The sequence below is a fragment of the Embleya sp. NPDC020886 genome (genome assembly GCF_044333915.1).
Lineage (GTDB): Bacteria > Actinomycetota > Actinomycetes > Streptomycetales > Streptomycetaceae > Embleya.
The window spans coordinates 297456-317600 of sequence record NZ_JBIRRX010000004.1 but is presented as its reverse complement, the minus strand read 5'-3'; the positions used below and the strand labels follow the sequence as shown (position 1 = coordinate 317600).

Sequence of the window (20145 nt, the reverse complement as noted above, 5' to 3'; positions counted from 1 at the left end):
GTGGGCCCGCGTCGACGGCGACGTTCCGTTTGTCGATGAGGGCGTCCCGCCCTTGTCACCGTGGTGTCACCGCCGTTCCGGCGCCGTTCCACCGGTTGCGGGCGGGCGCTACTGTCACGCCCTGGGTCGGTTCCGGTTTCGACGATGGGGGCATCGGTCGAAGCGCCGCGGGCGGCCCGGGTATCGATGATTTCGTGAATCCGGGGGGATTTTCGTGCGCGCTCGCACTTCCACACTGTTTGCCGCCGTCACCGTTTCGGTGCTCGGCGTGTCCGTACTGACGGGTTGTCAGGCCAAGGACGGGGACAAGGACGACCGGAGCGGCCCGCCGGTCGCCACGACGGCGGGGCCGGTCGACCCCGCGGTGAGCCCGGCGTCCGTACCGTCGGCCAAGGGCGAGCCGGGCACGGCGAAACCCTCGACCTCGGCCCCGTCCGCGCGGCCGACCTCGGCCGGGCCGCGCAAACTCCAGCCGTCCGCCCGGGCCGGCGGCCTGGCCAAGCTGCTCGCCGGCGGGCCCACCGACGTTCCGGTCGACCCGGGCGAGGTGCGTCACCCCACCAACAACGTCCTGGTCGCGGCGTTCGGCGCAAGCTCGGCGGGCCCGCGCTCGGTGTTGTTCGTCGGCGTGGACGGGCTGACCGGGATCGACGGCAAGCGGCTGGAGCACATGGTGCGCGGCATGGTCGAGTACGTGAACGGCAGCGGCGGCGGCGTCCCGGACGGGGCGACGATGAAGGACTACGACCCGGGGCAACTGGGCGGCACGCTGGAGTGCATGCCGGCCTCGGTCGCGCAACCGGCGGCGATCTGCGGGTGGGCGGATCGGTACACGACGGCCGTGGCCTATTTCGAGCAGTCGTCGGCGGACCAGGCGGCGGCGAAGTTCAAGGCGATGCGCGCGGATCTGGAGAAGTAGCGCGCCGTCGGCGACGCGCGGGCGCCGACCCCGGTTCGCGCGTCGCTTCCCGGTCCTACCGTCGTTGTACCGGGTGCCGACGACGTGCGGCCGGACCACGGGGCGGTGGGGGCGATGAGCGACGGATACGACGGGTGGCAGGGGCCCGGGACCGGCGGGGCGGGGTATCCGACCGGCCCGCCGGGCCGCGCGCCGCGCGGTTCGCGGGACCGGTTCGCGCTCGTGGCGGGCGTGCTGGGCAGCGTGCTGGTGGTGCTCGCCGCGGTGGTGGTCGTGCTGGTCTTCCTCGACCCCGGCGACGACGGCCCGCGTCGGCCGCGCGGCCTGCCGACCGCGCCGGTCGCCGGGCGGGTCGCCGGGCCGCTCGCGATGCCGGCCACGATCGAGGCCAGGGGTCCGGTGGCCCGGAGCGCGCTGCCGACCGCGGTCGGCGAACTCGACGCGACGATGGGGCGTACCTTCACGGGCGTGCGAACCGAGGTCTTCGGCGGCGGACGGACCAGCGAGACGGTGTTGCTGACGCTGGCCACCAGGCGGGACACCGCGCCTGCGATCTACGTCCGGGACTTCGTGCCGGCGGTGCCGGTGACCGAGGACCCGGCCGTGCCCGGCCCGCCGGGGTTGCTCCGCTGCTGGAGCAACCCCGCCACGGCGATGTGTCTGTGGGGCGACGAGCAGGACCTCGTCTACGTCAGCGACGGGGCCGGCGTCGCCCACGCCCGACTGGTGATCGCGAACGTGTACGCGGGCAGTGCCCGCTAGGACGGTCCGGCGCCGCTCGGCTCAGGCGCTCTTGTCGCGCCGCTCGCGCTTGACCACGTCGCGCGGTACCAGCGTGGGGTTGACGTGCTTGAGGACCACCTGGTCGGTGACCACGACGCGGGCCACGTCCTTGCGGGAGGGGACCTCGTACATCACCGACTGGAGCACCTCTTCGAGGATCGCCCGCAGGCCACGCGCACCGGTGCCGCGCATGATCGCCTGGTCGGCGATCGCCTCCAGCGCCTCCATCTCGAAGTCCAGCTCGACACCGTCGAGTTCGAACAGCCGGCGGTACTGCTTCACCAGCGCGTTCTTGGGCTCGGTCAGGATCTGGATGAGCGCCTCGCGATCCAGGTTGTGCACCGAGGTGAGTACCGGAAGCCGACCGATGAACTCCGGGATCATGCCGAACTTCAGCAGGTCCTCGGGCATCACGTCGGCGAACGAGTCGGCGCTCTCCACATCGCGCTTGGAGCGGATCTGCGCGCCGAAGCCGATGCCCTTGCGGCCGACCCGGCCCTCGATGATCTTCTCCAGGCCGGCGAACGCGCCGCCCACGATGAACAACACGTTCGTCGTGTCGATCTGGATGAACTCCTGGTGCGGGTGCTTGCGCCCGCCCTGCGGCGGCACACTCGCGGTGGTGCCCTCGATGATCTTCAGCAGCGCCTGCTGGACGCCCTCACCGGACACATCGCGGGTGATCGACGGGTTCTCGCTCTTGCGAGCGATCTTGTCGACCTCGTCGATGTAGATGATCCCGGTCTCGGCCTTCTTGACGTCGTAGTCGGCCGCCTGGATCAGCTTCAGCAGGATGTTCTCGACGTCCTCGCCGACGTAGCCCGCCTCCGTGAGCGCGGTCGCGTCGGCGATGGCGAACGGTACGTTCAGCATCCGGGCCAGGGTCTGCGCCAGCAGCGTCTTGCCACAGCCGGTCGGCCCGAGCAGCAGGATGTTCGACTTGGCCAGTTCGACGCCGTCGTCGCGGGACGCCTTGGCCGACTCGCCGGCCTGGACCCGCTTGTAGTGGTTGTACACCGCCACCGAGAGCGCCTTCTTGGCGACTTCCTGCCCGACCACGTAGCCGTCGAGGAACTCGTAGATCTCCCGTGGCTTGGGGAGCTCCTCGAACTTCAACTCGGAGGACTCGGAGAGCTCCTCCTCGATGATCTCGTTGCACAGGTCGATGCACTCGTCACAGATGTAGACACCCGGACCGGCAATGAGCTTCTTCACCTGCTTCTGGCTCTTTCCGCAGAACGAGCACTTGAGCAGGTCGCCACCGTCACCGATGCGTGCCACGAGGTGCATCTCCTTCGCCTGGGCCCCGGATGTCCCGGACCTGGTGCCTGGTCTTTCGACGGTACCCCGCCGGAATCTCCGATCCCCCGGTTTTGACCATCAACCGGTCACCGTTGTCCGGTCGGCGGCAAGCCGCCGACCGGGCGGGGACACTAGCCGACGACCTTCCGAGGTGCGGTGATCTCGTCGATGAGGCCGTACGCGAGCGCCTCTTCGGCCGTCAGAATCTTGTCGCGCTCGATGTCGTCGCGAACCTGCTCGATCGGCCTCGTGCTGTGCTGCGCGAGCATGGTTTCCAGCATGGTGCGCATGCGCTGGATCTCACGAGCCTGGATCTCCAGGTCGCTGACTTGCGCGCGCCCGGTTTCACTGTACGGCTGGTGGATGAGGATGCGGGAGTTCGGCAGCGCCATTCGCTTGCCCGGAGTTCCCGCGGCGAGCAGAACGGCGGCGGCGGAGGCCGCCTGGCCCATGCACACCGTCTGGATGTCGGGGCGCACGAACTGCATCGTGTCGTAGATGGCCGTCAGCGCGGTGAAGGAACCGCCGGGCGAGTTGATGTAGATCGAGATGTCCCGATCGGGGTCCATCGACTCGAGCGTCAGGAGCTGCGCCATCACGTCGTTCGCGGACGCGTCGTCGACCTGGACACCCAGGAAGATGATGCGCTCTTCGAACAGCTTGGTGTACGGGTCCTGCTCGCGGATGCCCTGCGACGTGCGCTCGATGAAGCGCGGCAGGACGTAACGGCTCTCGGCGCTGCGCGAGGCCATCGGTGCCAGGCCCTCGGGCCGGTGGAACAGATTGTCATTCATGGAAATCTCAGCCCTCCGGGACTGCGGACTCGACTCAGTGGCTGGGCGACCTGAAGCTGACCGGGGCTGGTTCGGCCGACGTGTCAGCGGTGTCGGGGCGCCGATATCAGCTCGTGCTGCCGGTGTTGGGCACCTCGGCCGCACTGCGAACCACGTGGTCCACCAGGCCGTATTCCTTGGCCTCCTCGGCGGAGAACCAGCGGTCGCGGTCCGAGTCGTGCTCGATCTTCTCGGGGGTCTGCCCGGAATGGTGCGCGATCAGGCGAGTCATCTTGCGCTTGGTGCGCAGGAGCTGCTCGGCCTGGATCTTGATGTCCGACGCCGAACCACCGAGACCGGCGGACGGCTGGTGCATCAGGATCTCGGAGTTGGCGAGCGCGATGCGCTTGCCGGGGGCTCCGGCGGTCAACAGGAACTGGCCCATCGAGGCGGCCAGGCCCATCGCGACGGTCGCGACATCGTTGCTGATCCACTGCATCGTGTCGTAGATCGCCATGCCGGCGGTGATGGAACCACCGGGCGAGTTGACGTAGAGCCAGATGTCCTTTTCCGGGTCCTCTGCGTTCAGCAACAGGAGCTGGGCGGAAATCGCGTTGGCGATCTGGTCCTCGACCACCGAGCCGAGGAAGATGATCCGCTCGCGCAGCAACCGGTTGTAGACCTGGTCGTCGAGCCCCATCCCACCCGGCTGAGATGCACGCGAAGTGGGCACCGCGAGCCCCGGAGTCACGATCTGCGGATTCGTCACGTATCCACCTGCTCGTTTCCGACGGCAATCCCGAGCCGTCACGAAGTCGACCTTGGGAGGCACCTGCGTTTGTGGCGGGTGACCCCCTTCGTACAGCGACCCTAACGCGCGGATCGTCGCAGGCCATCCCAGACTCAGGACTGTTCGCCCAGAGCGCAGCAGGGCGATATCCGGGCGGTAACGGGGTAGTCGCGCGGATCGTCACGGCGGGCGAGGGCGGTCCCGGGGTCGGGGTCGGGCGCCGCGTCGGGGTGGGGCGGGCGTCGCGGTGGGCGCGGGCGGCGGCGTGGGTCACGGTCCGGCGCGGGTCACCGTCCGGTGCGGTGGAAGGGGTGGACGACTCGTGCGTCGGGGTCGCCCATGTAGAAGTAGAGCTCCGGAGCCGCCCGGGACCCGCGGATGTACATGGTCCAGGAGCCCGGCTCCGGAGCCCGGGTCGGCGCGGTCGGCGCGCTGCGCGGCTCGGTCGAGGTGCTCGGCTCGACCGCGGGCCGCAGGACGACGGAGGCCGCCACGCCGCCGGACCCGGGCGTCGAGAACCAGGTACCGCGGCAGATCGGTGATCTCCTGGCCGACCACCGGCGTGGTCCCGGCCAACCGTCCGCGCACCTGGTTCATCCAGTCCTGTGGGGTCCCATCCGGATGGGACCGGTCTCCTCCAGGGCGTGCAACGCCCGCTCGGCGCTTTCCGCGCAGCCGTTGAAGACGCCCACCATCCCCCGCAACCAGGCGAGGTCGACTCCGAAATCAGCGCCCATGCGATCCCCCGTACGCCTTGGACGAACCCGGCCCGGGCCGGGATGTTCGGACCACCGTACCCAACGTGTGGAGCGGATCGAGTGACGGGTCATCACGATCCGTATGTCACGCGCCGGGTCCGAATCGCCCGGACATGCCTCGTTCGGGTCGCCGAAACACACGTGGGCCCGATCACCAACCGACGGTGATCGGGCCCACGTGTGGGGCGCTGCGGGAAGCGCTCACGCCGCGATTCGGGCGGCGGTCGCGGTTCGCGCGGGGGTGGATCAGGCCTCGGCCTTCTCCTCCTTGGCCTCGTCCGACGCGGCGACCTCTTCGGTCTCGGCGTGGTCGTGGCCCTCGTGGTCGTCCGCGTCGTCCGCGTGCAGGTCGACACCGAGGCTGACCTCGTTGCCGGACGCGTCCTTGGCCTTGGCGCCCTTGGCGATGACCTCGAGGGCCTTGCCGCGAGCGACCTCGCCGACCAGGACCGGCACGTAGCCGGACTGCATGACCTGCTGCGCGAACTGGTCCGGGCTCATGCCGGACTGCTGCGCACGCTGGATGAGGTGCTGGGTCAGCTCTTCCTGGTTGACGGAGAGCTGCTCCTTCTTCACGACCTCGTCGAGCACGAACTGGGCACGCATGCCCTTGCGGACGCTGTCCTGGAGCTCGGTCTCGTACTCCTCGGCGCTCTGGCCCTGGATCTCCAGCCACTTGCCCAGGTCCATGCCCATCATGCCGAGCTGCTGCTCGAGCTGACCACGACGCTGCTCGATCTCCTCGGTGACCACGCTCTCCGGGAGCGGCACCTCGATCTGCTCGAGCAGGGCTTCCAGAACCTTGTCGCGACCCTCGTTCTGCTGGTCGTGCAGCTTCTGGTGGTCGAGCTTCTCGCGCAGGTCCGCCTTCAGCTCGTCGAGCGTGTCGAACTCGCTCGCGAGCTGCGCGAAGTCGTCGTCGAGCTCGGGGAGCTCCTTGGCCTTGACGGTGGTCACCACGACCGACACCTCGGCCGTCTGCCCGGCGGCGCTGCCACCCTGGAGCTCGGTCTCGAAGGTCTTGGTCTCGCCGGCCGACGCACCGATGACGGCGGCGTCGAGGCCGTCCAGCATCGTGTCGCCGCCGATCTGGTACGACATCGCCTTGGCGACACCGTCCTCCAGCACCTCGCCGTCGACCTTGGCCTCGATGTCGACGACGACGGTGTCGCCCTCGGCCGCGGCCCGCTCGACGGTGTTCAGCGCACCGAAGCGGTCACGCAGCTCTTCGATCTTCTCGGCGACGTCCTCGTCGGTGACGGTGATGTCATCGACCTCGACCTCGATGCCGGAGTAGTCCGGCAGCTCGATCTCGGGACGGGTGTCGACCTCTGCGGTGAACTTCAGATCGGCGCCGCCGGCCAGCTCGGTCACGTCGGTGACCTCGGTGACCTCGGGCTGGCCCAGGACGCGCAGCTCGTTCTCCTCGACGGCCTTGCCGTACGAGGAGGACAGGATGTCATCGAACGCCTCGACGAAGACGGCCTCACGGCCGAAGCGCTGGTCGATGATGCGCGCAGGGATCTTGCCCTTACGGAAGCCCGGGACCGTCACCTGCTTGCCGATCTTCTTGTACGCCGCGTCGAGGCTGGGCTTCAGCTCCTCGGAGGGAACCTCGACGGTGAGCCGAACCCGGGTCGGGTTCAGCGTCTCGACGGCGCTCTTCACGGTAAGGGTCTCCTTGCTGCGGGCTGTTCTTCCGGGCCTGTGCATCTTGCCTGACGGCACACTGAAGGTTCAGAACCGGTGCTACCGATCCATCCTGCAGCGAATTCATGATGTGGTGGTCGGGGCGGGGAGACTCGAACTCCCGATCTCCTGCTCCCAAAGCAGGCGCGCTAGCCACTACGCTACGCCCCGTGGCGCCCGATGAAGTCTAGAGGACGACACGCTAGAGTCTGCACTGGCCGCGCACCAATCCGCTAACCTAGGCGCCACGTGCACGCCACACCATCTGCGGGTGTAGCTCAATGGTAGAGCCCTAGCCTTCCAAGCTAGTGGTGCGAGTTCGATCCTCGTCACCCGCTCCAAAGGTAAAGGCCCAGGTCAGAGGCAGGTTCTCTGAACTGGGCCTTTGTCGTGTCCGGATGTTTGGTGGGCGGCGGGCCGAATTCGTGCCGGATGGCCGGGACGTTGGTCCCCCGGCCGGCCGACCTTGGTCCCGACTCTTCCAGCTCTTCGGAGTAGTTTTTCGGCCCCCGGCGCCCTGTGAACCGCCCGCACCTTCGCATCGAGAGCGTCGGCAATCTCACGATCGTGGGTGTTTTTGCGGGTGTGCTCGGTGAAGGCGTGGCGATGCCGGGCGGTTGTCGCCGGTCGGCGGCGGCGCGCAGGGCTGGGAGGCCGTGCTTTTCGAGCCATCGGGTGGTGGCGCCCGGGGGTGCCGGGTGTCGCCGTGGCGGACCGTGCGGCGGATCGCGGCCGGGCGGTGGCCGCCGGATCGGGATGGGTGGGCGTGGGGCCTGGAGCGGGCCGGCGGCGGGGCCGGGTGCGGCTTCGGGTGGCGGACCGCTACGGGAGGTTGATCGCCGTGATGCCGGCCAGGACCAGGATGGTCGCGGTTATTCGGTGGCGGCCGTAGGTCTCGTGGAAGACCAGGGTGCCGATGATCGCGCCGAAGACGACCGAGGTTTCGCGGAGGGCGGCGATCGTGGCCAGGGTGCCTCGGGTCTGGGCCCAGATGACGAGGGTGTAGGCGGCCAGGGACATGGCGCCGCCGAGTAGGCCCCAGGCGCGTTGGCGGTTGGGTTCGGCGGCGGGGTCGCGGCGGCGGCGCAGGACCAGGATGGTCGGCGCCGATTCGAGGACGAACAGCCAGGCCGCGTACGACATGGCCGAGCCCGACGAGCGGGCGCCGACGCCGTCCAGGACGGTGTAGAGCGCGATCGCGCAGCCCGTGGCCAGGGCGGCGAGCACGGCGGCGGCCTCGGCGCGGCGCGGGATGCCGCCGGCCAGGGCGAGCACGAGCATGCCGGCCGAGATCACCACCACGCCGACGGTCTGGGTCACGGTCAGGTATTCGTGCAGCAGGGTCGCCCCGATCAGCGCGGTGACCCACGGGGAGGTGCCGCGGGCGATCGGGTACACCTGGCCGAAGTCGCCCAGCCGATACGTCTCCAGCAGGAGCAGGTTGTAGACGACGTGCAGGGCGGCGGAGCCGAGCAGCCACGGCCAGGCGCCGGCGGCCGGGACGCCGACGAAGGGCAGGCAGGTCAGGCCGATGGCCAGGCTCGCCACCTGGATCATCACCATCGTGCCGAGGCGGTCCTTGAGGCCGTGCGCGAGCGCGTTCCAGGCCGCGTGCAGGCCGGCCGAGCCGAGGACGGCGACGGTGACCGCCGGGGTCACGCGCGGCCGCGCGGCAGGGTGCGGACGGCCGCCCCGCTTCGGCGTTCGGCCGCCGCGGCCGGCTTCTCGGCCGTCGGCGGAGTCTGTCGTGTCCGCAACTCGGGGACCGTTTCCGCCATCTGAGGGGACGTCACTCGGGACATCCAAGCACGCGTACCGGAATAATGACCGCCCATATGACGCACACCTCTTCCGCCCTCGCCTCGCTGCGCGGCCTCGCGCTCGGCGACGCGCTCGGCGCCCAGTTCTTCGTCCCCGACAACCTCCCACACCTGGCCGATCGCAGCCTGCCCGAGGGCAGTTGGCCATGGACCGACGACACCGAGATGGCGTGCGTGCTGCATGCCGAGTTGACGTCGCACGGCACGGTCGATCAGGACGCGTTGATCAAGTCCTTCGCCCGTCGGCACGACTTCGATCGGGGCTACGGGCCGACCACGAACCGCATGTTGCGGCTGGTCCGGCAGGGCGGTGACTGGCGGGCCCTGGCCGCCGCGCCGTTCGAGGGCCAGGGGTCGTGGGGCAACGGAGCCGCGATGCGGGTCGCCCCGTTGGGGGCGTGGTTCGCCGACGACCTGGACGCGGTGGTGGCGCAGGCCACGTTGTCCGCCGAGGTGACCCACATGCATCCGGAGGGCATCGCCGGCGCGGTGGCGGTGGCCGTCGCGGCGGCGGGTGCGGCGACTCCGGACCAACCGGGCGCGGGCGACTTCGTGAGCTTCGTCCGCGATCACACCCCCGCCGGCGTGGTGCGCGAACGGCTGGGCGCCGCACTGGATCTGGTGGATCGTCAGGACTCGGTCGAGATCGGCCGGTTGCTCGGCAACGGCCGCCAGGTGAGCGCGCCCGACACGGTCCCGTTCGCGGTGTGGTCCGCGGCCCGGCACCTCGACGACTACGCGGCGGCCTTCTGGTCCACCGCGAGCGCGGGCGGCGACGTGGACACCACGTGCGCGATCGTCGGCTCGATCGTGGGCATCCGGGCGGAGTTGCCCGCCGAGTGGACGGAGCACGTGGAAGCGCTGCCGGCCTGGTGGCAGGACGCGCAGGCGAACTCGCCGCTCAAATAGTTGGCAAAGTTCGCCGAGGTACCCGAAGATGAGGGCGCTCTCCTCGCGATGCGGCGATCGGCACCAACATGCCTGCCGGGCAAGCCGGTTCGCAGCGCGTCGCGGCAGAGCCCCGACTCGTTCGTCGCCGGCTGAACCGTCTTGTGGGGAGACGTGGTCCGGGCCGCGGGTTCGGTGTGTCGATTTCCCGAAGGCCCGCCACCCTCCTTCGCGGCCCGCTTCGTCGCCCTCCCGCGTCGAGGCGAACCGGCCCGGGCGTCGCGGCGGGCCGACCTTCCTCGGAGGAACTCGTTCCATGCGCACATCCATGTCCAAGCCGGCCTCGATCGTGATCGCCGGTGCACTGGTCCTCGCGGCCGCCGCGTGCGGTTCCGACGACGACAAGAAGGACACCGGGAAGGCGACCGCCGGTGCGCCGAGCGCCGGTGCGCCGGCCACGCCGGGTCCGAGCACGCCGGCGGCCGACACCCGGCCGCCGGTTGCCCCGTCCTCGCCCGCCGGCGCGGCGTCCGCGCTGACCGGCCCGCAGTTGGAGAAGGCCGTACTCACCGCCGCCGACCTCCCGCAGGGCGTCTACCTGACGAAGGCGGCGGCGGGGGCCGGCAACCGCGCGACCGCGACGCCCGCCGACTGCCAACCGCTCGTCGACCTGTTCCTGCCGAGGCAGGGCGCCATGAAGCCGACCGCCGCGGCCCAGGCGTATGTGTCGATCGGCAGCCCGATCCCCACCGGTGTGATCGGTGGCGAATTGTTCTCCTTCTCGGGCACCGACGCCGAAACCGTGATGGCCAAGGGGCGCGCGGCCCTGAAGAACTGCGGGTCGGTGTCGACGAAGGACCCCGAGGGCGAGACCGCGACGACCAGGCACGCCGAGGTCGCCCACCCGAAGCTCGGCGACGACACCCTGGCGATCACCAGCACGCCCGAGGACGGCGGCGCCCGCGCGTCGATCGCGATCCGGGTCGGCTCCACGCTGATCGTGGTCGCTTCGGCGGAACTCTCCGGCAACACGGTCAAGCTGCCGGATCTCGCCCTGGTGACCAAGCAGGTCGAAAGGGTCACGGCAGCGGCGAAGTCCTGATTCCCGACCGGGACACCGGCGCGCGGGTGGCAAAGGCGAGTAGGTTCCAGCATGATGTTGCCGCTCTCGTTCGCTGCCCCTGTCGACGGGGTGGCCGCTCCGACCGGACACCGACGCTTCGGCTTCGAAGCGGCGAACTCCGCCCGACCCGGCGCCGGATGCCCCGCTCGCGGGTGGGGTGAGCGGGCGGCCGGTCGGCCGCTGTTCCGCTTCCTGACGGCCCATCGGATCCCGTCGGCCCGATCGCCGTCCTCGTCCGGCGTTCGGGCCGCCACCGGAACGACCGAGCTTCTTTGAAGGAATGCTGCATGCGCAAAATCGTGATCCGAGTGAGCACGGCGGTGATCGCCGGGACCCTGCTCCTGGCCGCCACCGCATGCGGTCGTGACGAGGAGGCGTTGGCGCGCAAGTACCCGAACGCGCCGACGGCCACGCCCGAGGCGGGCACCCCGGCGCCACCCGCGAGCACGCCCGCCGGCTCCGCCCCGCCGGCCCCCGCGCCGCCCGCCTCGGCCTCCTCTCCCGGCGAACCCCCGCCCGCGCTGCCACCCACCGACGAGTCCCCCGCCCCGTCCGGAACCGGGAACGGAACCGGCAACGGCAACGGGACCGGCACCGACCCCACCGCCCAGGCCCGCCTCGACGCCGCCCTGTTGACCGCCGCGGAAATGCCGCCCGGCGCCTACGAGGCCGGCACGGACGGCACCGAGACCCGGGAGACCGCCCGGGACACCAACTGCCAGGCACTCATCGACCTCACCCGCCCCGGCCAGGCCGCCTCGGCACCGGCCGCCGCCGCCCAGGCGGCGGTGACCCGGGGCGATCCGACGCCGACCGGCTTCACCATCGTCGAGTTGTTCTCCTTCGCCGGTACCGGCGCACAGGACCTGTTCACCAAGGGCCGCGCGGCGCTGGCGAACTGCCCATCGGTCGCCTCCACCGACGGCGACGGCGCGACGAGCACCGACAAGTACGCGGCGATCCCGCACGCGTCCCTCGGCGACGAATCGCTGGCGATCGGCATGACCCCCCAGGCGGGCGGCGCGCTGGGCCTGATCGTGGTCCGGGTCGGCCCGACGGTCGTGGTGGTCAGCAACGCGGACCTGTCCGCGACCACGCCCGCCCTGCCCGCCGACGACCTCGTCACCCGCCAGCTCGGCAAGCTCCTGGCGAGCGCCCGACCGTAGGCACCGAACCAGGCGCGGCGGGGCGTGGACACCGGTCCGCGCCCCGCCGCCGAATCAGCTCGACTCCCGTGCCCGCAAGGTCATCTGCCACAGCGTCAGATCCCCCCGTACGTCCCCTTCGCCGACCGCGACGATGGCCTGCGCCACCGCACTCGTCGGCATCAGTTGTTCGAAGGCGACCGAGGTCAACCGGGGACGGACCATCTCGCACAGCGTCAGGTCGTCGGTGCCCACGACGGCGATCTGTTCGGGGACCCGGATGCCGACGTCGGCCAACGCGCCGAGCAGCAGGGCCGCGTATTCGTCGTTGTAGCCGTACACCGCGTCCGGGCGGCCCTCGCCCTGCCACTCCCGCGCGATCCGGGCGGCCTCGGCCGGATTCTCGGCCATCTCGACCACCCGGACCCGCCCGCCCGCGCCCTCCGCCGCGGCACGAAAGCCGGTGAGCCGCGCCAGGCCCAATTCGTCCAGGCCCGGCTCACGCGGCACCACCACGGCGAAATCCCGTCGCCCCCGCTCGACCAGGTGTTCGGCGGCCCGGCCCCCCGCCGCCACGTGGTCGACCTTGAGGCTGAGCGCGACCGGAACCGAACTCTCGCCCAGGGCCACCACGGCGATGCCCCGCCCGGCCAGATACTCGACGCCCTCGGCCGACATGCGTTCCGGCAGGACCAGCACCACCGCCGGATTCAGCGCGCCCCACGCCTTCACCGCCTCGATGCCGTGCGTGGCGGGATTGCCGTGGATCACCAGCGTGTGTCCCAGGACGTGCAATTCCCGGGCCAGGTCGTCCAGGAAGCGCTGGATCAGTTGTCCGAACGGCACCTCGTAGGTCGGCACGAGCACCAGGTCGGTCCGCCCGCGCCGCAACGACCGGGCGTCCGAACGCGGCTCGTAGCCCAGGTCGGCGGCCACCTCGCGGACCCGGCGTCTGGTCTCCTCCGGGACCCGGCTGTCCTGGACGTCGTTCATCGCGTACGACACGGTCGCGCGCGAAACGCCTGCGGCGCGGGCCACATCGGCCCCGGTCGGGGGGCGTCTCGTTGTGCTCATGGGGCGATTGTCGCCCAGATCGGGGCGGCGCCCGGCACCCGGGCCGCCGGCCGGCCCGCGTGTCGAGGCACTCGCCCCGAATGGCTGACTATGTGTCAGAAAGGCCCGGCCGCATCGCGGCCGGGCCTTCCGGGAGCATCCGAACAGGGTCACCCGATGAAGGTGATCCGGTCCGCCGCCGGCGGCGCCAGGGGCGCGCTCGCCGAGGAGTGGGCCGCGAAGTAGGCCAGCAGCGCGTCCAGGTCGGACGCGCCGACCAGCTTGTTCGTACCGGTCTTGAAGGCCGCGAAGCCGTCGCCGCCACCGGCCAGGAACTCGTTCGCGCTGACCTTGTAGGTCGCCGCCGGGTCGATCGGCACACCGTTGAGCTTGACGCTGCCCGCCACGATCCGGGCCGCGCCGGTCTGCGCCCGGTCCACCGTGTAGGTAAGGCCCTTGGAGATCTGCAGGATCTTCGGGTTGGCCGCGTTCGAACCGGTGAACTGCTGTGCGAGCACGTCGAGTACGGCCTGACCCTTGAGGTCCAGGGTCTGCATCATGTTGGTGAACGGCTGCACCGTGAACGCCTCGCCGTAGGTGACGACGCCGTCGCCCTCGGCGCCGGCCGCCGCGAACTGCAGGTCGGACCGGATCCCGCCCGGGTTCATGAAGGCGATCTGCGCGCCGCCCTTGTCGGCCGGTGCGGTCGCCTCCAGTTGCGCGTCGGCGATCACGTCGCCGAGCGGCGACTCGGGCGTGGTCGCGCCGCGGCCGCGGATGTCGCCGGTGATGTACCCGATCGAGCGGTTGGCGACCGGAGCCGCGAGCTTTTGCCACTCGGCGAGCAACTGCGTCAGGTCCGGGGCCTTCGGGGTGTCCCGGCGCACGACGGTGTTCGTCGCCTTGACCGACGTACGCACGATGTCGCGCGTGCGCTTGTCGTAGGTGGCGTCGATCTTCGTGTACATCTTGCCGAACGACGAGGCGCTGGTGACCAGTCGCGGCTGCCCGGCCGGGTCCGGGATGTTGCACGAGTACGCCTGGTGCGTGTGGCCGGTGACGACCATGTCGATCGCCGGGTCCAGGCCCTTGGCGATGTCCACGACCGGGCCGGACAGACCGAGGTTGCCGCCCGCGTTGCAGTCGTAGTTGTACGCGTTGCTCGCGGGCAACCCGCCTTCGTGCAGCAGTACCACGATCGACTCGACGCCGATCAGGCGCAGCCACGGCACGATGTTGTTGGCGGTCTTGATCTCGTCCTTGAACTTCAGGCCCTTGACGCCCTCGGCCGTGACGATGTCCGGCGTGCCCTCCAGGGTCATGCCGATGAAGCCGACCCGGGCACCGCCCACGTTCTTGATCGTCACCGGCGCCAGGATCGGCAGGCCGGTGCGCTCGTCGAGCACGTTGGCGGCCAGGTACTGGAAGTCGGCGCCCTCGAACTTGCGACCGGGCGTGTAACAGCCCTCGGTCGGGTGGCAACCGCCCCACTGCATGCGCTGCAGTTCCTTCTTGCCCTCGTCGAACTCGTGGTTGCCCACCGAGGTGACGTCCAGGCCGACCTTGTTCAGCGCCTCGATCGTCGGCTCGTCGTGGAACAGCCCCGACAGGAGCGGGCTCGCGCCGATCATGTCGCCGGCCGCGATGGTCAGCGAGTTGGGGTTCTTCGCCCGCTCCGCGCGCAGTTGGGTGGCGAGGTGCTCGATGCCGCCGGCCGGGATCGCCACGGGCTTGCCGTCGGGGCCGAGCTCGGTGACGGTGCCGGCGGAACCCTGCGGTTCCTCCAGGTTGCCGTGCAGGTCGTTGAGCGCGAGGAATTCGAGGTCCGTCGTGCCGGTGGGTCGGCCGTGACCGCCGCGTGCGTCGGCCATGGCCGGGCCGGTCATCGCCAACAGGCTCGCGGCGACCAGGCCGGTGAGGGCGAGGCGACCGCGGCGTCGTCTGTTCCCGAGCATGGGATCCCTTCGGATGGCGCGCTCAGTGGTGACGCGCGTAGAAGTGGGCACTGAACGTGTCTCGCAGCCAGAGATTAGGGGCAGTTCACCGACCGGCACGAGACCTCACGCGAAACCGATGCGTGAAACCGCTGTGAACTTATGTGGCCGCTACCGCGCATAGGGCATGATCAACCACCGTTTCCCACCCCCGAGGGCTGGGCAGCCGTACGGCGTGGCACCTAAAAGGGAGGGATGTCCGCGATGCGCGTGGAATTCGCGACAGAACCGGGTCATCCGGGCACGCCGAACGAGGATTTCGTCGTCGCGGGGCCGACGACGATGGTGCTGCTCGACGGGGTGACGTCCGGTTCGGAGAACGGCTGCAAGCACGGCGTCCCGTGGTTCGTCCAGCGGTTGGGCACCGCCTTGTTCACGCACAGCGCCGGGCGGCCGGACCGGTCCCTGGCCGAGTGCCTGCACGACGCGATCGAGGACACCTCGGCGCTGCACGTGGACGGTTGCGATCTGGCCCGGCCGGACGCGCCCGCCGCGACGGCGGTGGTGGCGCGGGTGGTCGAGGACCGGTTGGAATACCTCGTGTTGTCCGACTCGACGTTGTTGATCGAGCGCGACGAGGATCTGACCGTGGTCACCGACGATCGCCTGGACGTGATCTCGGTGGCCGCGCGGCGGCGCCGGGACGAGCACGCGGTCGGCGGTCCGGCCTACCTGACGGCACATCAGGAGTACCTGGACACCCTGCGGATGTCGCGGAACGTGGCCGGCGGCTACTGGGTCGCGGCGGCCGATCCGGCGGCGGCCGGCGAGGCGCTGACGGGTGGTCTGGCGCTGGGCGAGGTGCACGCGCTGGCCGCGCTGAGCGACGGGGCCAGTCGACTGGTGGACCGGTACGGGCTGAGCGACTGGGATCGATTGATGACCACACTGCGGCACTTCGGGCCGGCCGAACTGCTGGCCCGGGTGCGGGCCGCGGAAAGCTCCGACGCGGACGGGGCCAGGTGGCCGCGCGGCAAGATCTGCGACGACGCGACCGCCGTGTGGGCACTGGTGTAGACCCCGACCCGGCCCCGGACCCGGCGAAGAGCCCGGCGAAGGCGCGGCGAAGGGCCCCACGAAGGACGCCCACCCCCGGCAGACCCACGAACGCCGGCCGGGCCCCCGACGACCCGACCGGCGTTCTACCCGTCCACCGACCTATTTCGGCAGCACGCTCTCGATCGCCGCGATCAGGTTCGGGTCGTGCGGGTCGGTCTGCGGCCGGAACCGGCCGACGATCGCGCCGTCGGCGGAGAGCAGGAACTTCTCGAAGTTCCACTGCACGTCACCCGAGCCGCCCTCGGCGTCGGAGGCCGCGGTGAGCACGTCGTAGAGCGGGTGCCGGTCCGGACCGTTGACGTCGATCTTCTCGGTCAGCGGGAACGTCACGCCATACGTCGTGGAGCAGAATTCGAGGATCTCCTGGGCGCTGCCCGGCTCCTGGCCCATGAACTGGTTGCACGGCACGCCCACCACGGTGAAGCCGCGGGCGCCCAGTTCCTTCTGCAGTTCTTCGAGGCCGGTGTACTGCGGGGTCAGACCGCACTTGGACGCGACGTTGACGACCAGTGCGACCTTGCCCTCGGTGACGCCGCCCAGGGTCGTGCTCTCCCCCGCCAGCGTGGCGATGGGTGTATCGAGGATGCCCATGATCGTTGTCCTTCCTGCGTGGTGCCGCTCGCAGCGACGCGGTCCGGTGACGTGGAGCGCTGTGCGGCGGCGCGAGTAAGACCTGAAGACTCGACGCTATCGAGCACAGCCGTAGGCTGCCCGACCCGGTCAGGCCGAATCACCGCGCCGGGCGGCGTACACACCCGCCAGCCCCGCCCGCCACCCCACCGCGCACGGCCCGGTGATGGCCGCGCGCCTGGTCGTGTCCTGCACCTGTCCGCGCAGCGTGCCGGGCTGTTCGCGGACCACCACCTCGGCCGGCAGCCCGCTCAGGTCGGCCATGTGCGCCGCCCACTCCTGCACGCTCACCGGCTCGTCGCCGCCCCAGTTGACCACCGTCGCGGGGGTGGACGCCGCGTCCAGCAGGGCCGCCGTCTGGCTGTTGATGTCGTCCTGGTGGATCGGGCTGTACATGCACGGATCCCAGCGGGTGACGATCGGCTTTCCGGCCAGCACCGCGTCCAGGTGCATCGTCGGCAGGCCGCCGCCCGGGCCGTAGGAGGCGTTCATCCGGGCGATCACCACCGGGAGGTCGAAGGCGCGGGCGCAGTAGCGCGACACGGCCTCCTCGGCGGTCTTGGAGACCGAGTAGGTGGGCGCGTGCGAGACGTTGGCGTCGCCGAGCGGGTCGCTCTCGTGGAAGACGTGCATCGGGTCCGGCTGCGGCTTGAGCACCGACGCGGTGGACATCACCAGCGCCGCCTTGGCCCGGCGACAGTGCTGGAGCAGCAGCCCGGTGCCCTCCGCGTTGACCCGCAGCGCCTCGTCGTAGTCGAGTCCGGGCCCCTGGAAGGTGGCCAGGTGCAGCACGTAGGTGAAGTCCCGGGGCAGTTCGTCGAACCGCCCGGCGCCGAGGTCGACGGCGCGCGTGGTCACCCCCAGCGCGTCGACCCGCTTGCGGTCCTCGGGGTTCGAGAAGCGGGCGATGCCCCACACCTCGTTGTCCCGGGCCAGGTACTCGGTCAGCGGGTAGGCGATCTGGCCCGCGGGACCGGTGATCAGGATCTTCTCGCCGGACAACATGCGGCTCCTCGGGTGACTCGGGTACTCGGGCACACGATCCGTACGGGATCCGGCTGCGATCCGTACGCGATGTACGACGTCGAGCTCGACGCTACATCTGACGTACCGTCATATCCGAGACGGTGCGGGGAGACCAGAGCGTCCACACGTGTCGCCGAACACCCCGACGGCGCCCTCCGCACGGGGGTGGCGGAGGGCGCCGGGGTATCGAGGACGGGCCTGCGCGCCCGGACGGCGGGCCCGGGCACGTCGGCCGGGCCCGAACTCAGACCTCGATCTCCTCCTCGACCCGCTTGAGGCTGTGTCGGGCCAGCGCGAGATTGGCGCGGTCCTTCATCAGCACGAGATACAGGAACAGACCCTTGCCGGCCCGCCCGGAGAGCGGCCGGATCAGGTGATACTGCTTGCCGAGCGTGATCAGGATGTCCTCGATCTGATCGCCGAGGTGCAACATCTCCATCGTGCGCATCTTGGCGCGCATCACGTCGGTGTTTCCGGCGGCGGCCACGTTCAGGTCGAGTTCCTTGCTGCCGCCGAGAATTCCCAGCGCCATTCCGCTGGTGTAGTCGACCAGGGCCACTCCCACGGCGCCCTCGATCGTCATTGCTTCCTTGAGGGCCGTTTCCATATTGGCCATGATTGCCTCCGGGGCGATCGGCGGTGCGGCTTTCCGGTGGACTCCGACGGGCTCGTCCTCGGGCGGTGCGTCACCCGGGGTCGGCACGGCGACCGGGACCGAATCGATCGGTTCGGCGGCGCCCGCCGCAGGGGTGTCGACCTCGACTGCTTCGCTGACGTTCGTCTCGGTCACCGCGCCCCGCTCGGTGTCGGACCCGACCGGCGGGTCGCCTGATCTGCGTCGGGACGGCCTGGACCGCCTCGGGGGTTGTGCCATCTCCGGCCGGCTCCTCGCCATCGGGCTCCGCGCCGGCGACCCCGGCGCGAGCGACCCTCGCCGGCCCGAGTCGCCCCGGAACCGGTCCGTCCCGGCCCGGGACACCGCCGGATCGGCGCGCCCGAGGCCGGACACCGAGGGCGCCCGGGCGCCGATACCGACGACCTCCGTCGAATTCCCGCCGCCACCGCTCACGTCACGCGCCCCTTCCCCCTGGTGTGCGCCGGTCGAGTTGCCGTATGCCCGCCCGAGTTGCCCGCGCGCCCGCATTTTGCCGCGCGTGCTCGGATTTCGCGGGGCGGATCCGGTAATTCGAGTTCGACCGCTTCGAACTCGACGTCCCGGACTCGCTGAACGGCAGCGTAGAAGCAGCCCGAAGCGGACTGCGGGCAATATTCGCTTAATTCCCGGAAACCCGACCCGAACGACGACGGGGCGCTAAACTCCCCGGCTTCGCACGAACGAACGCCCGCCGAGGGCTGTCCCCGGATGTGACTCGCCGGTAGCGTCGGCCGAAGTCCCGCGCGCGCCGAGTCCGAGGAGATGGACATGTCCGACACCGATGCCCAGCAGGCCCAGGACGTGCAGGCCCAGGCCCCGCCGCAACCGGTGTCGCCCGCGGACCTGACCTTCGCGCTGCCGCCCACGTTCGACACCGTCGAGCGGGAGCGCCGGCACCGCAAGGAGCGATTGACCGCGGCCCTGCGGCTGTTCGGCCGATTCGGCTTCGAGGAGGGCGTGGCCGGGCACATCACGGCGCGCGACCCGGAGTTCACCGACCACTTCTGGGTCAACCCGTTCGGGATGTCGTTCAAGCACATCACCGTGGACGACCTGATCCTGGTCAACCACGACGGGCAGGTCGTCGAGGGCCGATTCCACGTCAACCAGGCCGCGTTCGCGATCCACTCGCAGATCCACGCGGCCCGCCCGGACGTGGTCGCGGCGGCGCACAGCCACTCCGTGCACGGGCGGGCGATCTCCGCGCTCGGCGTCCGGCTCGAACCGATCACCCAGGACGTGTGTCCCTTCTACGAGGACCACGAGGTGTTCGACGACTACGCGGGCGTCGTGCTCGACGCCGAGGAGGGGCGCCGGATCGCCAAGACGCTCGGCCCGCGCAAGGCGCTGATCCTGCGCAATCACGGCCTGCTCACGGTCGGGCAGTCGGTCGACGCCGCGGCGTGGTGGTTCATCACCATGGAGCGCTCCTGCCAGGTGCAACTGCTCGCCCGGGCGGCCGGCGAGCTCAAGCCGATCTCACCGGAGAACGCGCGGCTGACCCGCGAGCAACTGGGCAACGACACGGTGGCCTGGATCAACTACAAGCCGCTCTACGACGTGATCAGCCGCTCCGAGCCGGACCTGTTCGGGGCTCAGGGGCCGATGACGCTCTGATCGCCGCGGTCACCGGATCGCGACGTTCCCACGCTCGCGGTGACCGCTCGATCACCCGCTGCCGCCCGGTCGGCACCCGTGTGCGCCGACCGGGCGCAATCTCGGCGATATCCGGTCGCGG

General features: G+C 70.4%; 19 protein-coding genes and 2 tRNA genes. 8 read left to right on the top strand and 13 right to left on the bottom strand.

Going from position 1 to position 20145, the window contains the following annotated elements; all coding sequences use genetic code 11:
* Positions 1–268: 268 nt before the first annotated feature.
* Together ACH4U8_RS16485 and ACH4U8_RS16480 are read left to right on the top strand one after the other, a co-directional pair.
* A complete protein-coding gene (locus ACH4U8_RS16485; RefSeq protein ID WP_395778484.1) occupies positions 269–919 on the top strand; it encodes a hypothetical protein in 651 nt (216 codons plus the stop codon).
* 114 nt (positions 920–1033) lie between these two features.
* A complete protein-coding gene (locus ACH4U8_RS16480) occupies positions 1034–1681 on the top strand; it encodes a hypothetical protein (protein WP_360304479.1) in 648 nt (215 codons plus the stop codon).
* Positions 1682–1702: 21 nt separating this feature from the next.
* Here the strand turns inward: ACH4U8_RS16480 and clpX are convergent, their stop codons facing one another.
* The 7 genes from clpX to ACH4U8_RS16445 form a co-directional block, all read right to left on the bottom strand.
* Complete coding sequence (gene clpX, locus ACH4U8_RS16475) at positions 1703–2983, bottom strand: ATP-dependent Clp protease ATP-binding subunit ClpX (RefSeq protein ID WP_360304477.1); 1281 nt, start codon at positions 2981–2983, stop codon at positions 1703–1705.
* Between the two features lie 152 nt (positions 2984–3135).
* Entirely contained in the window at positions 3136–3798 is a 663-nt protein-coding gene (locus ACH4U8_RS16470; protein WP_360304475.1) for an ATP-dependent Clp protease proteolytic subunit, read from the bottom strand.
* Between the two features lie 106 nt (positions 3799–3904).
* Positions 3905–4477: an ATP-dependent Clp protease proteolytic subunit gene (locus ACH4U8_RS16465; protein ID WP_020550724.1), complete on the bottom strand. Its 573-nt coding sequence runs from the start codon at positions 4475–4477 to the stop codon at positions 3905–3907.
* A gap of 377 nt (positions 4478–4854) precedes the next feature.
* The gene (locus ACH4U8_RS16460; RefSeq protein WP_379991399.1) at positions 4855–5061 is read right to left on the bottom strand and encodes a hypothetical protein; all 207 of its coding nucleotides are present in this window, start codon (positions 5059–5061) and stop codon (positions 4855–4857) included.
* 99 nt (positions 5062–5160) lie between these two features.
* Positions 5161–5304 (bottom strand): hypothetical protein, encoded by a 144-nt coding sequence (locus ACH4U8_RS16455; protein WP_360304473.1) that lies wholly within the window; start codon positions 5302–5304, stop codon positions 5161–5163.
* Positions 5305–5571: 267 nt separating this feature from the next.
* Complete coding sequence (gene tig / locus ACH4U8_RS16450) at positions 5572–6993, bottom strand: trigger factor (protein WP_395778482.1); 1422 nt, start codon at positions 6991–6993, stop codon at positions 5572–5574.
* Positions 6994–7109: 116 nt separating this feature from the next.
* Positions 7110–7185, bottom strand: a tRNA-Pro gene (locus tag ACH4U8_RS16445).
* A gap of 96 nt (positions 7186–7281) precedes the next feature.
* On the opposite strand from ACH4U8_RS16445, the gene ACH4U8_RS16440 reads away from it, so the two are divergent.
* Positions 7282–7355 (top strand) — tRNA-Gly (locus tag ACH4U8_RS16440).
* 481 nt (positions 7356–7836) lie between these two features.
* On the opposite strand, the gene ACH4U8_RS16435 is transcribed toward ACH4U8_RS16440, so the two are convergent.
* Positions 7837–8673, bottom strand: coding sequence for an EamA family transporter (locus ACH4U8_RS16435; protein ID WP_395778480.1), 837 nt, complete (start codon positions 8671–8673; stop codon positions 7837–7839).
* Between the two features lie 176 nt (positions 8674–8849).
* Between ACH4U8_RS16435 and ACH4U8_RS16430 the strand changes: the two genes are divergently transcribed.
* From ACH4U8_RS16430 to ACH4U8_RS16420, 3 genes are all read left to right on the top strand, one after another.
* Positions 8850–9743 (top strand): ADP-ribosylglycohydrolase family protein, encoded by an 894-nt coding sequence (locus ACH4U8_RS16430; protein ID WP_395778478.1) that lies wholly within the window; start codon positions 8850–8852, stop codon positions 9741–9743.
* A 295-nt stretch (positions 9744–10038) separates the two neighbouring features.
* Entirely contained in the window at positions 10039–10824 is a 786-nt protein-coding gene (locus ACH4U8_RS16425; protein ID WP_395778476.1) for a hypothetical protein, read from the top strand.
* 308 nt (positions 10825–11132) lie between these two features.
* Complete coding sequence (locus tag ACH4U8_RS16420) at positions 11133–12011, top strand: hypothetical protein (RefSeq protein WP_395778474.1); 879 nt, start codon at positions 11133–11135, stop codon at positions 12009–12011.
* A gap of 54 nt (positions 12012–12065) precedes the next feature.
* On the opposite strand, the gene ACH4U8_RS16415 is transcribed toward ACH4U8_RS16420, so the two are convergent.
* Positions 12066–13064: a LacI family DNA-binding transcriptional regulator gene (locus tag ACH4U8_RS16415; RefSeq protein WP_360304461.1), complete on the bottom strand. Its 999-nt coding sequence runs from the start codon at positions 13062–13064 to the stop codon at positions 12066–12068.
* A gap of 149 nt (positions 13065–13213) precedes the next feature.
* Positions 13214–14998 (bottom strand): bifunctional metallophosphatase/5'-nucleotidase, encoded by a 1785-nt coding sequence (locus tag ACH4U8_RS16410; protein WP_379991475.1) that lies wholly within the window; start codon positions 14996–14998, stop codon positions 13214–13216.
* A 243-nt stretch (positions 14999–15241) separates the two neighbouring features.
* On the opposite strand from ACH4U8_RS16410, the gene ACH4U8_RS16405 reads away from it, so the two are divergent.
* Positions 15242–16054: an integrase gene (locus ACH4U8_RS16405; RefSeq protein WP_360304459.1), complete on the top strand. Its 813-nt coding sequence runs from the start codon at positions 15242–15244 to the stop codon at positions 16052–16054.
* Between the two features lie 141 nt (positions 16055–16195).
* On the opposite strand, the gene ACH4U8_RS16400 is transcribed toward ACH4U8_RS16405, so the two are convergent.
* The 3 genes from ACH4U8_RS16400 to ACH4U8_RS16390 all read right to left on the bottom strand — a co-directional run bounded on the left by ACH4U8_RS16400 (position 16196) and on the right by ACH4U8_RS16390 (position 18368).
* Positions 16196–16687 (bottom strand): glutathione peroxidase, encoded by a 492-nt coding sequence (locus ACH4U8_RS16400; RefSeq protein ID WP_360304457.1) that lies wholly within the window; start codon positions 16685–16687, stop codon positions 16196–16198.
* A gap of 129 nt (positions 16688–16816) precedes the next feature.
* On the bottom strand, positions 16817–17731 hold the full coding sequence (locus ACH4U8_RS16395; protein WP_360304455.1) for an NAD(P)-dependent oxidoreductase: 915 nt from the start codon (positions 17729–17731) through the stop codon (positions 16817–16819).
* Positions 17732–17996: 265 nt separating this feature from the next.
* The gene (locus ACH4U8_RS16390) at positions 17997–18368 is read right to left on the bottom strand and encodes a hypothetical protein (protein ID WP_126642630.1); all 372 of its coding nucleotides are present in this window, start codon (positions 18366–18368) and stop codon (positions 17997–17999) included.
* A gap of 807 nt (positions 18369–19175) precedes the next feature.
* Between ACH4U8_RS16390 and ACH4U8_RS16385 the strand changes: the two genes are divergently transcribed.
* On the top strand, positions 19176–20024 hold the full coding sequence (locus tag ACH4U8_RS16385; RefSeq protein WP_360304453.1) for a class II aldolase/adducin family protein: 849 nt from the start codon (positions 19176–19178) through the stop codon (positions 20022–20024).
* Positions 20025–20145 lie beyond the last annotated feature (121 nt).